Here is an 18,578-nt window from a genome sequence, read left to right on the forward strand (position 1 = left end):
GGTTCTAGGTCGTGGGGAAGGGGGTGGTTAGTTGACCCAGCCGCCGTCGATGACATGGGTCGTGCCGGTGGTGAATGCACTCTCGTCGGACGCAAGGTACAGCGCGAGGGCTGCGATCTCCTCGGGGCGGCCAAGGCGGCCGACGGGCTGGCGCGCGACGAAGGCGGCGGTCGCCTCCTCGAGCGGAATGCCGGCCGCGCTCGCCTGCTCGGCGACGCGCTGGCGCAGCGACGGGGAGTCGATCGTGCCCGGGCAGATCGCGTTGCAGCGGACGCCGCGCAGGACATAATCCGCCGCGATCGCCTTGGTCAGGCCGATCACCGCGGCCTTGGTCGTGCCATAGGCGAAGCGATTGGGAATGCCCTTCACGCTCGATGCGATCGAGGCGAGATTGACGATCGATCCGCTGCCCTGTGCGAGCATGCCCGGCAGGAAGGTGCGGCACAGCCGGTACATCGACGTGACGTTCAAGGTCATCGAAAAGGCGAAGGCGTCCTCGTCGCAGGCCAGGATATCGCCCGCATGGACATAGCCTGCGCCGTTGACGAGGATGTCGATGTCGCCGATCTGCGCCGGCAGCGCCGCGACCGCGGCGGCATCGGTGACGTCGAGCATGATGGGCGTGACGCCCGGGACCGTCGCGAGCAGCTCGCCGTTCACGTCGGCGGCGTAGACCGTCGCACCCTGTGCGACGAACGCCTCCGCGATCGATCGGCCGATGCCCTGTGCTGCAGCGGTCACCAGCGCGCGTTTACCGTTCAGTCTCAATGGATCGTCCTCATGATAGGGGAAAGGGGGGCGTCGGTCGCGCCGCGCGCGAACAGTGCGACGACCGCGAAACAGATCAGCGGCAATGCCATCGCGACGTGCAGGCCACCCGCTGCGCCCGCGATCAGGCCCATCACCGGCGGCACGAGCGCACCACCGATGATCGCCATGATGATCAGCGAGGAGCCGATCGTCGCGCGCGGCCCGAGATCGCGGACGCCGAGCGCGAAGATCGTCGGGAACATGATCGACATGAAGAAGCTGGTCAGGCCTAGCGCACCGACCGCGATCCAGCCGCCCGACAGCATCGCCACCGCGCAGAGCGCGATGTTGGCGACCGCGCACGCGAACAGCAACCGGGTCGCCGGCAGCCTGTGCATCAGCGCGGCGCCGATGAACCGCCCCGCCATGAACAGCACGAGGCTGAGCGACAGGAGATAGGCGGCCGACCGCTCGGGCGTGGCGGGCAGGCTGTCCTTCACGAAATCAACGAAGAAGCTCCAGATGCCGACCTGTGCGCCGACATAGAAGAACTGTGCGACCACCGCGCGCCACAGCCCCGGCGCGCGCAGGACCGTAAACAGCCCGTCATGCGCGCTGTCGTCGGTCTTGGTGTCGAGCGCGGGAAGGCGGACCAGTGCGATGGCGACGCCGACCAGCACAACGATGATCGCCAGCAGCAGATACGGCACCTGCACCATGCGCGCCTCGGCGACGCGATAGGCAACCAGCTGCGCCTGCGGCATGGTCGTCAGCGTCGCCGCGTCATGCTCGACGCCTGAGAAGATGAACAGACCGCCGATCGTCGGCGCAAGCACCGCGCCGAAGCCGTTGAACGCCTGGGCGAGGTTCAACCGCTGCGAGGCGCGCGCCGGGTCGCCGAACGCGACGATATAGGGGTTGGCGGCGGTTTCGAGGAAGGCAGCACCCGACGCCAGTACGAACAGCGCGCCGAGAAAGGCCGCATATTCGCGGACTTCTGCGGCGGGCCAGAACAGCAGCGCGCCGATCGCGTAGAGCGCCAGCCCGGTCAATATGCCTGCGCGATACCCGAAGCGGCGCATGACCAGACCTGCAGGCAGCGCCATCACGAAATAGCCGACATAGAAGACGAACTGGATCAGGCCGGCCTGCGCGCGATTGAGGTCGAGCGCCTTCTGGAACTGGCGAATCAGGATGTCGTTGAAGTTGTTGGCAAGCGCCCAAAGGAAGAACAGGCTGGTGACAAGGATGAAGCCCGTCCGAAATCCCGGCCGGATGAAACGCCCGGTGCTCGTCGCGGTGTCAGCTATGTCGGCCATGTGGCTCGAGCCCTTCGCAGCGTGTGCCATGACATCCTCTCTTCGTCGCCTCTGGTGCGATTGCCGCCATCATAGGCCTTGAGAGAGGTTTGCATATATAAAAAATCATGTCACAGGTGAGCAACAAGCGAAGGGATGCAAAAGCCCGATGGTGATGAGGATCGATGCGCACCAGCATTTCTGGCGCTATCGCACGGCGGAGTATGGCTGGATCCAGCCCGGCGGCGCGCTCGCGCGCGACCGGCTCCCGGTCGACGTCCGGCCCGCACTGGAGGCCGCCGCGTTCGACGGCTGCATCGCGGTGCAGGCCTGCAATAGCGCGGCGGAGACCGACTGGCTGCTCGCGCTCGCGGACGAGACGCCCTGGATCATGGGCGTCGTCGGCTGGGTCGACCTGACCGCGCCCGACGTCGCAGCCCGGCTCGACCGTCACGCATCGCGGTCGCTTGTGGGCATACGGCACATCGCGCAGGACGAACCCGATCCGCGCTATCTGCTGCGCAAGGATGTCCTGCGCGGCGTGCGGACGATCCTGGGGCGCGGTCTCGCCTATGACATACTGGTCCGCGGGCCGGCACAACTGGGCTGTGTTCCCGACCTGCTTGCAGCGACCGGGCCGGGGGCGCTGGTGCTCGATCATGGCGGCAAGCCCGACATCGCGGGTGGCGAATGGGGCGCATGGGCCCGGACGATCGCAGCCATCGCCGCCTTTCCAGGCGTCACCTGCAAGCTGTCGGGGCTGGTGACCGAGGCCGATCACGCCATCTGGTCGCCGACCGACATCGCGCGGTATCTCGATCATCTGCTCGCCTGCTTCGGACCGGACCGGCTGATTTTCGGATCCGACTGGCCGGTGTGCCTGCTTGCCGCCGAGCATGCGGCGGTGGTCGACCTGATCGAAACCTTCGTCGCGCGCGCGTGCCCGGGGCATCGCGATGCGATCTTTGGCGGCACGGCGGCGCGCGTCTACCGCTTATCTACTATCGAGGATGGACTATCATGAAGCTGGGACTCGACGGTAAACTGGTGATCGTCACCGGCGGTGGCGCGGGGATCGGCGGCGCGATCTCGACGCTGCTCGCGGAGGAGGGCGCGATCCCCGCGATCCTCGGGCGCAGCGCGCTCGACCCTGCGTTCGAGGCGAATATCCGTGCGCTTCAACCCGCGACGATGTTCATCCGTACCGAGATGACCGACGATGTCGCCTGCGCCGCGGCAGTCGCGCAGATCGTCGCGGCGGGGCACGGCATCCATGGCCTGGTCAACAATGCGGGCGCCAATGACGGGATCGGGCTGGAAGCGGGAACAGCGGCCTTCCTCGCCTCGCTGGTCGCCAATGTCGGCCATTATTACGGCATGGCGCATCATTGCCTGCCGCACCTGAAGGCCAGCCGCGGCGCGATCGTCAACATCTCGTCGAAGACCGCGCTGACCGGGCAGGGTCAGACCAGCGGCTATGTCGCCGCCAAGGCCGCGCAGCTCGGCCTGACGCGCGAATGGGCGGCGGCGCTGGTCGGCGACGGCGTCCGCGTCAACGCGGTGCTCCCTGCCGAGGTGATGACTCCGCTCTACCGCGCGTGGATCGACACGTTCGACGATCCGCAGGCCAAGCTCGACGAGATCGCGGGCAACATCCCGCTCGGGCGCCGGCTGACGACCGATCGAGAGATCGCCGATACCGTGGTGTTCCTGCTGTCGGCGCGGTCGTCGCACACGACCGGGCAGTGGATCATCCCCGATGGCGGCTACACGCATCTCGACCGCACGCTGACCTGACCGGTCAGCCCTGCTCGTCGAGCGCGAAGATCCGTTCGGCGGGCAGCCATTTCTCGCCCGGCTGCGCGCTCGGCAACGGACGCTGGAGGCGCGACATCGCGGCTTCCCACGCGACCACGGCGGGATCGGACGCGTCCGCCGCGGCCTTAGCCTCGGGGTCGAAGCCGGGACCGGTCCGCATCATCATCACCAGCCGGTCATCGCGCTGATAGATGTCCATCGCCTCGATTCCCGCCGCTCGGATCGAGGCCAGCACGGCAGGAGGCACCGCGCGGTGGCGCTCGCGATACGCCGCGATCAGCGCGGCATCGTCGTGAAGGTCGAGCAGAAGGCAATGCCACATGATATCGTGTTCCATCGTGAGGAGGGGAGTAGGCGACACGTTTTCAGCGGTCAGCCGTCGGATCCCGCGTCGGGTGCGCCGTGGTCGACGACCCGCTGATACAGCCCGTCGCGGACTTCGGGGGACAGTTGCTCGGCGATCGTCGCGGCGGCGTGGCGCAGCACCGCCTGCGATGCGTCCAGCGTCACGCGTGCGCCCGGGCCATCGACGAACGGCACGGTCAACGCTGCCCGCGCGGACCCCATCACCAGAATCGGCACCGACATGTCGGTGATCGCATTCAGGACCGGACTTGGGGTGGTGTGCAGACCCTTCGCTGCGATCGCGTCCAGCTCCGCCGCCAGCGCGGCCGTGTCGAAATCCGCACCGGCCAGACGCACGTCGTCGAGCATGGCCTGGCGCACGTCCGCCGACTGGAACGCCAGCAGGACCCGTCCCGACGCCGAGCGATGCAGTGGTCGGCGATAGCCCACGCGGATGGCAAAGCCCGACAGGCTAGGGGCCTCGACGCCGACGATCACGACCATCTCGGCACCCGACGCCACCGCCATGTGACAGCTTTGCCCGGTCCGCCGCGCGACCTCGCTCATCACCGGGAGCGCGATCCCGACGAGGTTGCGGACCGGTGGCTGGCTCATGCCGAGCGCGAACAGCCGGTTGGTCAGCCGATAGCCGTCATCGCCCCGCGCGATATAGCGGTGTTCCTCGAGCACCTGCAGCATGCGGAAGATCTCGCTGACCGACCGGCCGAGCGCGGTCGAGATATCCGACATGTTGAGGGGCGCGGTGGCGGCGGCCAGCAGCTCGAGGATCTCGAGCCCCTTTTTGAGCGCGGGCGCCTGATAGCGCGATTTCGTCGTCATGGCTCCCCCGGTACGCTTTTGGCGGCTTCTACGATCACCCACGCCAAGAACATAGCGGCTCCGTCGCAGGCTGGTAATTCAGGCCCCGCTATGGCGTGCGATCAGACGCATGGCATGCCGTGACAGACCTGCTAAGGCGGCGGCATGTCGAAAAATCTCAGCACTTCCGGTACCATCGACGTCGATGGCACCACCTATGACTGGCGCCTCGAGAGCGAGCCGCAATGGTCGGACGACGACGGGTGGAAGGGGATGGTCCTTTCGCTGCTCGAGAAGGACTGCCAGCGCGAGGCGATGCTCGAATTTCCCGCCCCCAAGCGCCTGCTGAAGGGGTTGCCGCGCGGGCGGCTTCAGATCGACGATCCGACCATCTCGCGCGGTATCCGGGCGGCGTTGGGCGCAGGCTGGGAGCCGATGTCGCGCGGCAAGCCCGTCGTGTTCGTCGTCGACGCCGAGGGCAATTAAGCGCGCCTCCGCGCTAGCCCTGCGGTGGGGGCGACACCTGATCGAGGACATAGCGCGTGAAGCGGGGGAGCGGGCAGGGGTCGCCGCAGCCGGGGACCGGAATTGCAACGGTCTCCGGCGGAGTCTGCGCCGATAGCGGGATGCGGTAGCGCATCTGGTCGAGCCCCTGCGCGACATAGCGAACCCGCACGACGCTCTTGCCGGTCGCGCCACGACGCCACAGCTCGAACACCAGTCCGCCGCCGGGGGCGGCTTCGCCGGCGCCGTAATCGCGCAGCGTCCAGTCGAGACCGAGCAGCCCGGCGAGCATCGTCACCGTGCCGTCATGGCCGCTGACGACGACGATCTTCTCCGCGTTGCCGATCGGGTCGGCCAGCGCGGTCGCGCCGGCGCCGCGCTGGAGCGTCGCGAGCAGCCGCATCGCGAGATAGCTGCTGGTCTGGCGGCCGACTTCCGGGGTGCGCGTGCGCAGGTCGATGCCGGCGCCATGGACGGTGAGCGCCTTGCCGATCGTCGCCGCGTCGATCCCGCTCCAGCCGGGGAAGGCGAGCCCGTCCGCATAGGCCATGACGAGGCTCTCGGCGATCCCGGCGACCTGCAGGCTGGGCGAGGTGAGGTCGGGCTTGCCCGTCGCGTCGATCCGCATCGTGATCGGCGTATCGCCCAGCCGGCGCTGGACCCGGGTGCGCTCGGTCGTGGAGCACGGGATACGGCGGCATTGCAGCATCAGCGCCTCGAACCGATCGCGGCCGGGGGTCTGACGCGCGTCCCACGCCGCCAGATCGCCGCCGACCCGCGCGGAGATCGCCGCGAGCATCCGCGGGGCATCGAGCGGCGCGAGCGGGGTCTGCGGCGCCTCGAACAGCGGATCGGGGGCCGCCGCCGACTGGTGGATCGGCGCAGCGCACCCCGGCGTCAGGCCGGCGGCGAGCGCGGTCGCGGTCGCCTCGGTGCGCTGCGTGTGGTTCGCCCAGTAATAGACTGCGCAGTCGCTCGCGCCGAGCAGCCCCAGCTGCCGGTACTGCGCCGCGTACCAGCCGCCGAGCATCGTCACGAGCGTCGCGCCATTCGCAGTCAGGTGCCCCGCCGGCACCTTGAAGCGCGGCCAGGCGCGGCGGCTGTAGCGGCCGAGCTCTTCCGGGCTCGACATCGCGCTGCGGACGCCGTGGCGCATGACGATGACGACGCGTTCGAGTTTGTCCTCTCGCGGCGGCGACGTTTGTGCCGGCGCGAGGGACGAGGCGACCAGCGCGAGGCCGGCCGCCAGCGAGGCTATCCGCATCAGAACTTCGCCCTGACGCCGGCCATGAACGTCCGCCCGTAATCGGTATAGCCCGCAAACTGGTTGTCGCGGACATATTGCCACTGGACGCCGCCGGCGACGTTGATGCCCTGCACGACGAAGGTCACGTTCGGCGTCACCTTGTACGACATGTCGAAATCGAGGCTGCCGAACGCGCTGTCGTTGTTGGCGGCGAGCCCTGCGCCGCCGACGTCGCGCAGCACGTTGCCGCGCCAGCTATAGCTCACCCGCGCGCCGACGCGCTCCTTCTCGTAGAAGGCGGTCAGGTTGAAACTGTCCTTGGCGACGTCGACCAGCGCATCGCGGAAAATGCCGCCGGTCGCCAGCGCATAGGTGCCGCCTGTCTTGGTGTGCGTGTAATTGGCCTGCGCGCCGAGGCCGTCGAACGGCGCGGGGAGCATCTTGAACAGCTGCTGATACGCGATTTCGACGCCGGCGACATAGGCGTCGCCGCCATTCTTGGGCGCGGTCAGGCGATAGGTCTGGCCGTCGAGGACGAAGTCGCGCGTCTGCTGGAACACGAAGGTCGTGATGTCCTTGTAGAACACGCCGCCGACCAGCGCGCTGCCCGGCGCGAAATACCATTCGACCGTGCCGTCATATTGCCACGCCTCGAAGGGTTTCAGTTCGGGATTGCCGCCGACCGCGGTGAGGACGGTCGGGCTCGAATTGATCGTCAGCCGCGGCGCCAGATCGGCGAGCGATGGCCGGGTGATGACCTTCGACGCGGCGAACCGCATCTGCAGATCGGGCGAGACCTCGGCGACCAGATTGAACGAGGGCAGGATGTTGTCATAGGTCTTGTCGTAGCTGACGGGCAGCGCGACCTTGCCGTCATCGGCATAGCCCGACGAGGTCTGCCGCGTCCGTGCATAGCGCACGCCGACATCGCCGCGCACCGCGATGCCGCCGAGCGGGAACGCAAAATCGGCCATCGCGTAGCCCGCGACGATCTCCTCGCCGATCGCATAGCTGTTGCGCAGATCGCCGCGTGCGAGCGGCGCGGCGAGCAGAGCCTCCTTGCCGGTGGCGGCGGCGAGGAACTTGGCCGGATCGGGCATCGCCCAGCTCGTCGGCAGGGTGCCGTTCGCGCCCTTCAGAAAATCATCGACCGGAAACGGGACGAAATAGCTCGCGTCGAAATATTTGCCGGCGATGCCGCTGGTGAAGTTGATGTCGCGACGATCATAGGCGCGCGTTCTTTTCTGGTATTTCACCCCCGCACGCAGCGCACTGACCACGCCGGTCAGGTCGCGCGTGACGTCGAGCTTCGCGGCGCGTTCGCGGTCCTTCGAGTCGTTGACGCGATATTCAATCCGCCGTCCGGGCAGCAGCGCCGGGTTCGACAGGTCGGCGCTCAGCAGCGTGACGTTGGGCAGCCGGTCGCCCGCCTTGCCGAAATCGAACGTCGTCGCGCCCACCGTGCCGAGCAAACGGGTGCGATAGATCGGCTCGGGCGTGTTCGAATAGGCCTGGCCGATGCTGCCGTCCGCGGCGATCGTCCAGCCGCCCGCCTGCCAGCGCGCATTGGTGCCGACCAGCCAATTCTTGTACTGGAGCACCGACGTCTCGCGGCCGATCTGCGTGGTCGAGGCGGTCGTCGTCGCACCGGTCAGCACGCCGTTCTCGATCACCGCGCTGCCCGGCACGATCCCGCGCGGCAGGTTGGAGCCATCCGCCGCCGAATAGGTCAGCTCGTCATAGGCGACGTTCAGCCGGCTCCACAGCCCGTCGACGTTCAGCTCGAACCGGTCGTCGGGCTTCCACTGCACCGCGCCGTTGATGCCGATCCGGTCGCGGTTCTCGCGCTCGAGCGTCGGGCGGATCGCGGTCGGGATCAGGATCGTGTCGCTGTCGAGCGAGCCGTTGCCGTCGGTGTCGATCTTGCCGTCCGCCCAGCCAACGCCGGTGATCCGGTCCTGCCGCGTGGTGCGCTCGTCATAGACGCCCGCGATCAGCGCGCCGAACTTGCCGTCCGGGCTCGCCCAGCTCGCCATGCCCGACAGTCGCGGATCGACCGCATCCGCCAGGCGCGGCGAGCTTGCCGTCGCAGATAGCGAGAGCACCGGCTTCTTCAGGTCGAGCGGCCGGAAGGTGCGCAGGTTGATCGTGCCGCCGATGCCGCCTTCGTCGAGGCTCGCGCGCGGGCTCTTGATCACCTCGACCGCGGACATCAACTCGGACGGCAGCGTGTCGAACCGGAACTGGCGGCCGCTCTGGCCGCTGTCGCGAACATTCTCGTTCACCGCGACCGAGCGATCGTTGAGCGTCACCACCTGGAAATTGGCGCCAAGCCCGCGGATGCGGACGAACACGCCCTCGCCACGGTCGCGGACGATCGACACGCCGGGCACGCGCTGGAGCGCCTCGGCGATGTTCTGCGCGGGAAACTTGCCGATATCCTCTGCCTTGACGACGTCGATGACGTTGGTCGCCTTGCGCTTCTGCGCCAGCGCACCGGTCAGGCTGCTCGCATAGCCCGTCACGACGATCTCGCGGGTCTCGTCGGCCGGCGCGGTCGCGGCAGTCTGCGGCGCTGCGGTCTCGACCGTCGCGGCGACGATCAGCGCGCCATCGGGCTGCTGACGGACCATCAGCCCGGTGCCGGCGATCAGCCGCTCGACCGCGGCGTGCGGTGCCATCGTGCCGTCGATCGCGGGTGCGGTCCGACCGGCAACCGCAGCGGGCGTGAACAGGATGTCGATGCCGCTCTGGCGGGCGAGCGCTTCGAGCGATCGGCCGAGCGACTGGGCACCCAGATGCACGCGTACCATTTTGGCCTGCGCGATCGCCGCGGCGGGTGCAAAGGCGGTCGACAGCGCGGCGCAGGCTGCGCCCATCACGAACGAACGGCGCAGGCGCCGGCGATTGGTCGTCACGGTGTTCATCCCCCCAAGGAAGGCGGCGATACTGCCGCTCCTCCTCGACGGGCGAGCCGCGATCTACCCCACCCCGCTGACGCGAATTTTTATCCGCCGAGCAGGACGGCACCGTCCATCGTTCGCAACCGCAAACCGAGCAGCGTCGCGAGCGCACGCCCCAGCGCGACATTGTCGCCCATCCGGTACATGCCGCTGACCTGCAGCCCAGCGACCGCCGGGTCGGCGATCACCAGCCGCGTCGTGCTGTACCGGTTCGCCTCCTCGGCAACCGTCGCGAGCGTATCGTCGTGGAACGCGGCACGACCGCTGGTCCAGGCCCGTGTCGCCGCAAGGTCGGGACGATCGATCACATCGTTCCGCAGCCGCGACCCGTTGGTCAGGAGGTGCGCAGCGCCAGTTGACGTCGTCGCGGCGATCGTCGCCCGCCCTTCGATCGCGGTAAAGGCCGCCCCGTCGCGCGCGTCGCATCGCAGGTCGAAGCGGCCCGCGCCGGCGGTCATCGCCCGGTCGGCCGCGGTGATCGTGAACGGGGTCGCGAATGGCGCCACCGTCAGGTCGATGCGGCCTTGCGTCAGCCAGAGCCGCCGCCGCCGCTCGGTCGCGACCACGTGCAGCCGGGTGACCGCGTCGAGCAGCAGGGCCGAGCCGTCGGGCAGCACGATCCGTCGCTGCTCGCCGATTCCCGTCCGATACGGCGTCGCGGCATAGGCTGCCTGGAACACGCCGGTCCCGGCGACCGCGGTGACCGCGAGTGCCGCGACCCCGCCCAGCGCGCGGCGGCGCGTCACCACCGGCGCGCGCGACGGTGCGGTTCCCGGGACCATGTCCCACAGGTCGGTCGCGCGCTCGAACCGTTCGGTATGTTCGGGGTTCGCGGTCAGCCACTCCCGAAAGACGATCGCGTCCTGCGCGCTGACGTCGTCCGCGTTGAGCCGCGCGATCCACTGCGCCGCGGTGCGTTCGGGCGCCGCCTTGTCCGAAAACATCCGGTCTAGGGATTTGCGGCCATGCATTGCGTGCTCACCAATCCTCCGTCCAATCGACCAGGAAGGTCATCGCCTTGGCCATGTGCTTTTCGACCGCACTCTGGCTGATTCCCAGACGCGCAGCAATCTCGCGATATTTATACCCGTCGAGCCGCTGCATCAGGAAGATCTCGCGGGTCCGCGGGCTGAGACGATCGAGCCCCTCGCGCACCCGGTCGAGCCGCGCCTTCGCGATCAGCACCTCGTCCTGGATCGGCGAACAGTCGCGCAGCCATTCGATCGCTCCCGCGTCTTCGCTGGCCCCGCGAACCGCCTCGCGCCGGAACGCATCGCGGCCGCGGTTGACCGCCGCATGAACAAGGAAGGCCTCGTCGTTGCGCGGCGCTGCGGGCAGGGTCGCCATGTTGACATAGGCGTCGTGGAGCAGATCCTCGCCATCCGCCCGCCGCGTCAGCCGCTCGACCTGCGCGCGTAGACGTGACCAGCCCGCCCAGAGGCGACCCGCCCCGGTATCGACCACGCTGAGCTCGGACGTCCCCATCGGCCCAGGCGGTATGCGCCCGCCGGTACAGTTTGATGACGTGCCGGCGACGGATCAGTGACACGCGACGATGCCGCGCCGGTGTCAGCCCGCAGGGCGGCCCGGCGCCTGCCACCCCCCGCCGAGCGCACGGAACAGGTCGACCTGCGCCCCCGCGATGCGGGCGTCCGCCGCGGCAAGCTCGGTATCGGTATCCGCCAGCGTCCGCTCGGCGTCTAGGACGTCGAGGAAGTCGATCTGGCCTTCCCGCTGGCGCGCGCGGGTGATGCGCGCGGCGGTGGCGGCGTTGTCGTGCGCGGACTGCAGCTGCGTGCGGCGATCGAGTTCGCGCGCATAATTGGACAGCGCGGTCTCGGTTTCCTCCAGCGCGGTCAGCACGCTGCCGTCGAAACTGGCGAGCGCACCGCGCGTGTCGGCTTCGGCGCCGGCGATGCGCGCGCGCGCCGCCGATTGATTGACCGACCAGTTGAGCAACGGACCGAGCAACCAGCGGATAGGCCCGCCGGTGAAGACGTCGCCGACGCTGAGCGCGGTCGAACCGATCGAGCCGCCGAGCGCAATCTGCGGATAGAGCTGCGACGTCTGCACCCCGATCCGCGCGGTGGCGGCGGCGAGGCGGCGTTCGGCGGCGTGGACGTCGGGTCGCCGTGCGAGCAGGCTCGCGCCGTCACCGATCGGGATCGGCCGGTCGAGACGCGGCGTGGTCGTGCGCGCGCCGGCGCTGGCGGGCAGCTCCTGCGGCGTGCGGCCGGTGAGCGTGGCGAGCCGGAAGAGCGCGGCCTGGCGCTCGGCCTCGATCTGCGGGATGTTCGCGGCGCGCTGATCGCGCAGCGCGGCGATCCGGACCTGATCGAGGCGCGCGGCGCGACCCGCGTCGACCCGCTTGCCCGTCAGCGTGTTCGATTTCTCGAGCAGGTCGACGATCCGCCGGGCGACCGCGAGGCGTTCGGCGGACGAGGCGGCGTCGACATAGGCGCGCGTGGTCGCGGCGACGATCGAGACCCGCACCGCATCCGCGTCGGCCTGCGCCGCGCCCACGTCGCCGCGCGCGGCCTCGACGTTGCGCCGGACCCGGCCGGCCAGATCGACCTCGTAGCTGACGTCGAGCCCAACATCGTAGGTGGCGCGCTCGCGGTCGAAGCCGGGCAGGTTCTGGAGCTGCGAGGTTCGCGCGTAATTGCCGCTGCCGCTGGCGTTCACCTGCGGCTCGCGATCGGTCTTGGCGCCGCGCAGCGACGCGCGGGCGCTGTCGAGCCGGGCGACGGCGACGCGCAGGTCGGTGTTCGCCGCGAGCGCATCGGCGACGAGGCCGTCGAGGACCGGGTCGCGGTACATCCGCCACCAGTCGTTATCGGGCGCCGTCGCGACGGTCGCCGTGCTGACGGTGACGAACGACGCGGTCGCCTTGGGCGGGGTGATCGGCGCGACGTAATCGGGGCCGGCGGCGCACGCGGCGAGCGTCAGCCCCGAGAGGCTCGCGAGAAGCAGGGACTTCATGAGGCTGGTCCTATTCGGCTGGCTGAAGCGTCGGCTGGGCAGCGGCTGGCTTGCGGCGTTCGAACCGCATCGCCAGCGCCCGTGCGACGACATAGAAGGTAGGGGTGAAGAGCAGCCCGAAGCCGGTCACGCCGATCATCCCGAAGAACACCGCGGTGCCGAGCGCCTGGCGCAGTTCGGCGCCGGCCCCGTCGGCGATCACCAGCGGCACCGCGCCGAGGATGAACGCGAAGCTCGTCATCAGGATCGGCCGCAACCGGTCCTTCGCCGCGCGCACCGCCGCTTCGACCGGCGACAGCCCGTCCTGCTCCTCGGCCTGCTTGGCGAACTCGACCACGAGGATCGCGTTTTTCGCGGCCAAGGCGATGAGCACGACCAGCCCGATCTGCGTGAGGACGTTGTTGTCCATCCCCCGCAAATTCACCCCGGTCATCGCGGCGAGCAAACACATCGGCACGATCAGGATGATCGCGAGCGGTAGCGTCAGGCTCTCATATTGCGCGGCGAGGACAAGGAAGACGAACAGCACGGCCATTCCGAAGACGAGGGCAGCGGTGCTGCCGGCCGCCTTTTGCTGGTAGGCGATGCCGGTCCATTCATGCGCATAGCCCGCGGGCAGCGACGCATCGGCGAGCTTCTCCATCGCCACCAGCGACTGGCCCGAGGAATAGCCCTTGGCGGTGTCGCCATCGACCTCGACCGCCGGGAACAGGTTGTAGCGCACCACGCGGTACGGGCCGGTCTTGTCGCGGAACGTCGAGACCGAGCCGACCGGGACCATCTGGCCCGAATTGGAGCGCGTCTTGAGGTTGGCGATGTCCGCGGTGGTGTTGCGGAACGGCGCATCGGCCTGGGCTGTGACGCGGTAGGTGCGCCCCAGCAGGTTAAAGTCGTTGACGAACGCCGAGCCGAGATAGACCTGCAACGCCTCGAACACACGCTCCGGGGGGACGCCCAAGAGGTTGGCCTTGGCGCGGTCGACATCGGCGAAGATGCGCGGCGTGGCGGTATCGAAGAAGGTGTAGACCTGCGCCAGGCCCTTGGTCTGGTTCGCCTTGCCGATCAGGTCGTAGCTCGTCTTGCCGAGGTCGCCATAGCCGTGGCCGCCCTGGTCCTGGACCATCAGGCGATAGCCGCCGGCCGAGCCGATGCCCTGGATCAGCGGCGGCGGGACGATCAGTAGCCGCGCTTCGGTGATGTCGCCGGTCGCCTTCTGCGATTCCGCCATGATGCTGGCGAGCGTGACGCCGAGCTTCTTGCGCTCGGCAAAGCTCTTGAGCGGGATATAGGCGGCGGCAGAGTTGGGGGCGAGGGTCTGCGATGGGCCGTCAAAGCCCGCGAGCATGACCGCGCCCTTGACGCCGGCGAGCGGCAGGATGCGTTTCGCGACCTTCTGCATCACCGCATCGGTACGCTCGACCGACGAGCCGGGCGGAAGCTGGATGACGGTCAGGAAATAGCCCTGGTCCTGCGCAGGGACGAAGCCCGACGGGGTGACCATGAAGACGCCGACCGTGACCGCGATCAGCGCGGCATAGGCGACCATCATCCGCTTCGGCGCGGCGACGAGGCGCGCGGTGAGGCGGGCATAGCTTTCGCTCATCCGTTCGAACCCGCGGTTGAACGCGTCGCCCGCGCGGCGCACCGTGCGGGTCAGGCGGTTGCCCGATCCTGTAGGGGCGTTGGGCTTGAGCAGCATCGCGGCGAGCGCTGGCGACAGCGTCAGCGAGATGAGCAGCGAGATGATCGTCGCGGTCGAGATCGTCACCGCGAACTGGCGGTAGAACGCGCCCGACAGCCCGGTCAGGAACACCGTCGGGATGAACACCGCGCACAGCACGAGCACGATCGCGACGAGCGCACCCGACACCTCGTCCATCGACGTGCGCGCGGCCTCCAGCGGCGAGAGCCCGTGTTCGAGGTTGCGCTCGACATTCTCGACCACGACGATCGCGTCGTCGACGACGATCCCGATCGCGAGGACGAGGCCGAACAGCGACAGGTTGTTGAGGCTGTAGCCGAATGCGGCAAGCACCGCGAACGTGCCGATCAGCGAGACCGGGATCGCCACGATCGGGATGATCGCCGCACGCCATTTCTGCAGGAAGACGAGGATGACCAGTACCACGAGGATCATCGCCTCGAACAGCGTATGCTTCACCGCGTCGATCGACTGCGCGATGAATTCGGTCGGGTTGTAGATGACCTCGTATTCCAGGCCCTTGGGAAAGCGCTTCGACATGCTCTCCATCTCGGCGGTGACGGCCTGCGCGGCGCCGAGCGCGTTCGAGCCGGGACGCTGGAAGACCGCGGCGATGACGGTGGGCTTGCCGCTGAGATAGGTGTTGGCGCCGTAATCCTGCGCGCCGAGCTCGACGCGCGCGACGTCCGAGACGCGGACCTGGCGCCCTTGCGCGTCGGTGCGGATGACGACGTCCGCGAACTGCTTGGGATCGGTCAGGCGCCCTTGCGTCTCGACGTTGAGCTGAAACGCGCTGTTGCCCTTGTCATAAGGCGGTTGGCCGAGCGTGCCGGCGGCGACCTGGACGTTCTGTGCGCGGAGCGCTGCGACGATCTCGCCCGCGGTGAGGTCCAGCGCGGCGGCGCGACCTGGGTCGATCCAGACGCGCATCGAATAATCGCGCGCGCCGAACAGCTGCACGTCGCCCACGCCGTCGATGCGGCTGAGGCGATCGCGGACCTGCGTCAGCGCATAGTTGGAGATGTAGCCGCGATCGAGCGAGTTGTCGGGCGAGACGAGGTTCACGACCATCAGGAAGTCGGGCGACGTCTTGCGCGTGACGACGCCCAATCGCTGGACGTCCTCGGGCAGGCGCGGGACCGCGACCGCGACGCGGTTCTGGACGAGCACCTGCGCGGCATCGAGGTCGGTGCCGATCTTGAAGGTGACGGTGATCGTCACCTTGCCGTCGCCGGTCGATTGCGACGACTGGTAGAGCATGTTGTCGACGCCGTTGATCTCCTGCTCGATCGGCGCGGCGACGGTTTCGGCGACCGTCTCGGCCGACGCGCCCGGATAGGTCGCGCTGACGGTGACGGTGGGGGGGACGATGTCGGGATATTGCGACACCGGCAGCGACATATAGGCGATCGCACCGACGATCGTGATGATCACCGCGATCACGCCAGCAAAGATCGGCCGGGTGATGAAGAAGCGCGAGAAGCGCATGGTTTGTGTCCTCGATAGAGGGCGCGCGCGCTTTTCCGTTCCCCGGCGGAGGCCGGGGCCCAGTTGGGCGAACCGCAGTGATTACATCGAAAAGCTATGCCACCTGGGCCCCGGCCTTCGCCGGGGAACGGTGGTTATCTGGCGAGCGTGGCCTCACCCGAGATCGGTTGAACCGACGCCGGCGCAGCGGCCCCGGTCGCGACCGCGATCCGTCCCGCCTTCGGCGCAACCGTGGCACCCGGCATCGCCATCTGCGTGCCCTGGATGATGACCCGGTCGTTCGGCCCGATCCCCGAGCGGACGATCCGAAGGCCATCGACTACCGGCCCGAGTTCGACCGGTTTCTGGCTCACGACGTTCTTCGCATCGATCGTCAGCAGCACTTTCCGCGCCTGATCGGTCTGCACCGCGTCGTCCGGCACCAGCAACGCCTGCCGCGTCCCCGCGCTCGCAAGGCGCATGTTGCCGAACATCCCCGGCGTCAGGAAATAGCCGGGGTTGGCGAGCACCGCGCGGCCGCGGATCGTGCCCGAACGCTGGTCGAGACCGTTGTCGGTGAAGTCGAGCTTGCCCTTCCAGCGATGCTCGGTCTCGTCCTGCAGCTGGATCTCGACCGCCGCTGGCGCCGCACCGGGCTGACGCGCGCGCTGCGTCTTGAGGTAGAGCGCCTCCGACCCGTCGAAGGTGAAGTAGATCGGGTCGAGCGCGTTGATCGTCGTTAGCACGGTGCCACCGGTGCCTTCGCCGCCCGCGACCTGGTTGCCCGCATCGACGCGGCGATCGGAAATGCGCCCGCCGATCGGCGCGCGAACCTGCGTGAAGCCGACGTCGAGTGCGCGGGCACGTTCGCGCGCCTGCGCGGCGGCGAGTGCGGCGCTGGCGGCTTCGAGCTTGCCACGCAGCGCGTCGACCTCACCCGCCGAGACGGCTTCGTCCGCGACCAGCCGCTGCGCACGGCCGAGGTCGGTCCGCGCAAGCGACAAGGCGCTCTTGGCGCTTGCGACGTTGGCGTGCGCCTCGGCCAGCGCGGCGGCGAACGGGCGCGAGTCGATCGTGAAGAGCAGCTGTCCCTTGCGGACGATATCGCCGTCATGGAAGTGGACGCCGGTGACTTCGCCCGCGACACGCGGCCGGATCTCGACGCTGCGGCTCGGCGCGAACCGGCCGACATAATCGTCCCATTCGCTCACCTGCCGTACCAGCGGGGATGCGACCGTGACCGAGGCGGGCGGGGGCGCCGCCATCGCCGCATCGGGCTGATCGAGCAGCCGGACGCCGATCGCACCTACCAGCGCGACCGGCACGAGCAGCATCGCGCCGCGCTGCCAAACGGGTCTGCGTCGGGGGGCAGGGGCCGCCACCGGCGTGGCGTCGGCCGCCTTGATCGGGGTGAACACGGTCATGCCGCATCGCTCCGTGATCGATCGGCTGACGTGCACGTGAATCTGGGATATGCCATGGGATTGCCCCCCGTTGTAATGGACATGCGTCACCGATCGTCGGTGCTCGCGGCATCGACAGTCCAGATGACAAGCGTGGACGATATCCGGTCGCCGGCATTATGCCGTAACCGGTCTGAAAACTGCGGAATTCTTGGCGTTCGACTAGGACAGTGTCGGCCACTTCGGTGGCCGGAAGACGATTGACGGACGACAATTTGACCGACCATCGGCCGGGACTGTTTGTCTACCGGCTGGTATATAAAGCGGCGCGGAAACCTGTCAACCAGATTAACATACCGGCTGGTAGTTTAATCGCGACGGCCGGGGATCGGCTATTGCTCGACAAACGCCCAGCGCAATGTTCTCGCCAGATTGCGTGTGCCCGACGTGACGACGGGCCGCATCAACGCCGGCGACCCCGCCAGCCCATGCATTCGCCGCGCCCATGCGGGCAGCAGATCGACCGCGGCCTGCATCACGATACGCTGGACGGGCAGGGCGAGCGGGTTCGCAGGTGTCTGCTCGAGCACGAACCGGGCAACCTCGCGCGTCCGGGCATCCGCGACAAGCTGCGGGCGCATGGTCTGCAGATAACGGTCCGTTCCCGCCCGATCCCGCGGCAGCGATGCGGCGCCGAGCAGTTCGCCGACCTCGGCGAACGCTGCATAATAGGCGTCCTGCTCGGCCATGCCGAGCCGGCGGTCGCCGAAACGCTGCCACGCGGCGAGGAAGCACCAGGCCTCCGAGACATGGACCCAGGCGAGCAGCGCGGGATCGTCCGCGCGGTAGGGCGTGCCGTTAGGGAGCGTCCCGGCGATGTGCGCGTGCACCGCGCGGACACGCGCGATCACCGCCTCCGCATCGGGGCGCTCGCCATAGGTCGTGACCGCGATGAACCGCGCGGTGCGCCGGAGCCTGCCGAGCATGTCTGTGCGGAAGTTCGAATGATCCCAGACGCCCGCCAGAACTGCCGGGTGCAGCATCTGCAGCAGTAGTGCCGCGACGCCGCCGACCATCATGCTGACCACGTCGCCATGCACTGTGCCGATCACCGCATCGGGCGCGAACATCGCCGCAGCGCTGCGCTGGACCGGCGCCTCGCCGCGCGCCTGGTCGTTGAACAGCGCACGCACCTGCCCGACGATCCGGGCCTTGGCGCCGGACCTGGCCCGGTCACGCAGCAGAGTAGGAAGGTCTTTCATCATGGCATGAACGCGCGAT

General features: G+C 68.5%; 15 protein-coding genes. 3 read left to right on the top strand and 12 right to left on the bottom strand.

Annotated features, from left to right (window positions below; genetic code table 11):
* Positions 1-27: 27 nt before the first annotated feature.
* Both IFT54_RS13215 and fucP read right to left on the bottom strand, forming a co-directional pair.
* The gene (locus IFT54_RS13215; RefSeq protein ID WP_107933872.1) at positions 28-768 is read right to left on the bottom strand and encodes an SDR family oxidoreductase; all 741 of its coding nucleotides are present in this window, start codon (positions 766-768) and stop codon (positions 28-30) included.
* Positions 765-2,069: an L-fucose:H+ symporter permease gene (gene fucP / locus IFT54_RS13220; protein ID WP_107933870.1), complete on the bottom strand. Its 1,305-nt coding sequence runs from the start codon at positions 2,067-2,069 to the stop codon at positions 765-767. Before fucP ends, IFT54_RS13215 begins: the two co-directional genes overlap by 4 nt.
* Before the next feature lie 148 nt (positions 2,070-2,217).
* Between fucP and IFT54_RS13225 the strand changes: the two genes are divergently transcribed.
* The gene (locus IFT54_RS13225) at positions 2,218-3,072 is read left to right on the top strand and encodes an amidohydrolase family protein (RefSeq protein ID WP_192070988.1); all 855 of its coding nucleotides are present in this window, start codon (positions 2,218-2,220) and stop codon (positions 3,070-3,072) included.
* Entirely contained in the window at positions 3,069-3,845 is a 777-nt protein-coding gene (locus IFT54_RS13230; protein WP_056676926.1) for an SDR family oxidoreductase, read from the top strand. Before IFT54_RS13225 ends, IFT54_RS13230 begins: the two co-directional genes overlap by 4 nt.
* Before the next feature lie 4 nt (positions 3,846-3,849).
* Here the strand turns inward: IFT54_RS13230 and IFT54_RS13235 are convergent, their stop codons facing one another.
* Together IFT54_RS13235 and IFT54_RS13240 are read right to left on the bottom strand one after the other, a co-directional pair.
* The gene (locus IFT54_RS13235; RefSeq protein WP_446740674.1) at positions 3,850-4,203 is read right to left on the bottom strand and encodes an L-rhamnose mutarotase; all 354 of its coding nucleotides are present in this window, start codon (positions 4,201-4,203) and stop codon (positions 3,850-3,852) included.
* Positions 4,204-4,238: 35 nt separating this feature from the next.
* On the bottom strand, positions 4,239-5,051 hold the full coding sequence (locus IFT54_RS13240) for an IclR family transcriptional regulator (protein WP_192070989.1): 813 nt from the start codon (positions 5,049-5,051) through the stop codon (positions 4,239-4,241).
* Between the two features lie 144 nt (positions 5,052-5,195).
* Between IFT54_RS13240 and IFT54_RS13245 the strand changes: the two genes are divergently transcribed.
* Positions 5,196-5,516: a hypothetical protein gene (locus IFT54_RS13245; protein WP_031441677.1), complete on the top strand. Its 321-nt coding sequence runs from the start codon at positions 5,196-5,198 to the stop codon at positions 5,514-5,516.
* Positions 5,517-5,529: 13 nt separating this feature from the next.
* Here IFT54_RS13245 and IFT54_RS13250 read toward each other — a convergent pair whose 3' ends face one another.
* The 8 genes from IFT54_RS13250 to IFT54_RS13285 form a co-directional block, all read right to left on the bottom strand.
* A complete protein-coding gene (locus IFT54_RS13250; protein WP_192070990.1) occupies positions 5,530-6,798 on the bottom strand; it encodes a histidine-type phosphatase in 1,269 nt (422 codons plus the stop codon).
* The gene (locus tag IFT54_RS13255) at positions 6,798-9,698 is read right to left on the bottom strand and encodes a TonB-dependent receptor (protein ID WP_342354832.1); all 2,901 of its coding nucleotides are present in this window, start codon (positions 9,696-9,698) and stop codon (positions 6,798-6,800) included. Before IFT54_RS13255 ends, IFT54_RS13250 begins: the two co-directional genes overlap by 1 nt.
* A gap of 89 nt (positions 9,699-9,787) precedes the next feature.
* Positions 9,788-10,714 carry a FecR family protein gene (locus tag IFT54_RS13260; RefSeq protein WP_244648961.1) on the bottom strand — a complete coding sequence of 309 codons (927 nt, stop codon included), beginning with the start codon at positions 10,712-10,714 and terminating at the stop codon, positions 9,788-9,790.
* A gap of 7 nt (positions 10,715-10,721) precedes the next feature.
* Positions 10,722-11,228, bottom strand: coding sequence for an RNA polymerase sigma factor (locus IFT54_RS13265; RefSeq protein ID WP_192070992.1), 507 nt, complete (start codon positions 11,226-11,228; stop codon positions 10,722-10,724).
* A gap of 84 nt (positions 11,229-11,312) precedes the next feature.
* Positions 11,313-12,725 (bottom strand): efflux transporter outer membrane subunit, encoded by a 1,413-nt coding sequence (locus IFT54_RS13270; RefSeq protein ID WP_192070993.1) that lies wholly within the window; start codon positions 12,723-12,725, stop codon positions 11,313-11,315.
* 10 nt (positions 12,726-12,735) lie between these two features.
* On the bottom strand, positions 12,736-15,915 hold the full coding sequence (locus tag IFT54_RS13275) for an efflux RND transporter permease subunit (protein ID WP_192070994.1): 3,180 nt from the start codon (positions 15,913-15,915) through the stop codon (positions 12,736-12,738).
* A 134-nt stretch (positions 15,916-16,049) separates the two neighbouring features.
* Complete coding sequence (locus IFT54_RS13280; RefSeq protein ID WP_192070995.1) at positions 16,050-17,318, bottom strand: efflux RND transporter periplasmic adaptor subunit; 1,269 nt, start codon at positions 17,316-17,318, stop codon at positions 16,050-16,052.
* 371 nt (positions 17,319-17,689) lie between these two features.
* On the bottom strand, positions 17,690-18,562 hold the full coding sequence (locus IFT54_RS13285) for an oxygenase MpaB family protein (RefSeq protein WP_244648964.1): 873 nt from the start codon (positions 18,560-18,562) through the stop codon (positions 17,690-17,692).
* Positions 18,563-18,578: the final 16 nt, after the last annotated feature.

It is taken from the genome of Sphingomonas sp. CFBP 13714 (assembly GCF_014842205.1).
Lineage (GTDB): Bacteria > Pseudomonadota > Alphaproteobacteria > Sphingomonadales > Sphingomonadaceae > Sphingomonas > Sphingomonas aerolata.

Excerpts from the sequence above, each read along its gene's own strand:
- IFT54_RS13270 (WP_192070993.1), bottom strand. The coding sequence starts at position 12,725 with ATGAAGTCCCTGCTTCTCGCGAGCCTCTCGGGGCTGACGCTCGCCGCG.
- IFT54_RS13235 (WP_446740674.1), bottom strand. The coding sequence starts at position 4,203 with ATGGAACACGATATCATGTGGCATTGCCTTCTGCTCGACCTTCACGAC.
- IFT54_RS13275 (WP_192070994.1), bottom strand. The coding sequence starts at position 15,915 with ATGCGCTTCTCGCGCTTCTTCATCACCCGGCCGATCTTTGCTGGCGTG.
- IFT54_RS13240 (WP_192070989.1), bottom strand. The coding sequence starts at position 5,051 with ATGACGACGAAATCGCGCTATCAGGCGCCCGCGCTCAAAAAGGGGCTC.
- IFT54_RS13225 (WP_192070988.1), top strand. The coding sequence starts at position 2,218 with ATGGTGATGAGGATCGATGCGCACCAGCATTTCTGGCGCTATCGCACG.
- IFT54_RS13265 (WP_192070992.1), bottom strand. The coding sequence starts at position 11,228 with ATGGGGACGTCCGAGCTCAGCGTGGTCGATACCGGGGCGGGTCGCCTC.
- IFT54_RS13245 (WP_031441677.1), top strand. The coding sequence starts at position 5,196 with ATGTCGAAAAATCTCAGCACTTCCGGTACCATCGACGTCGATGGCACC.
- fucP (WP_107933870.1), bottom strand. The coding sequence starts at position 2,069 with ATGGCCGACATAGCTGACACCGCGACGAGCACCGGGCGTTTCATCCGG.
- IFT54_RS13250 (WP_192070990.1), bottom strand. The coding sequence starts at position 6,798 with ATGCGGATAGCCTCGCTGGCGGCCGGCCTCGCGCTGGTCGCCTCGTCC.
- IFT54_RS13285 (WP_244648964.1), bottom strand. The coding sequence starts at position 18,562 with ATGATGAAAGACCTTCCTACTCTGCTGCGTGACCGGGCCAGGTCCGGC.
- IFT54_RS13260 (WP_244648961.1), bottom strand. The coding sequence starts at position 10,714 with ATGCATGGCCGCAAATCCCTAGACCGGATGTTTTCGGACAAGGCGGCG.
- IFT54_RS13230 (WP_056676926.1), top strand. The coding sequence starts at position 3,069 with ATGAAGCTGGGACTCGACGGTAAACTGGTGATCGTCACCGGCGGTGGC.
- IFT54_RS13280 (WP_192070995.1), bottom strand. The coding sequence starts at position 17,318 with ATGACCGTGTTCACCCCGATCAAGGCGGCCGACGCCACGCCGGTGGCG.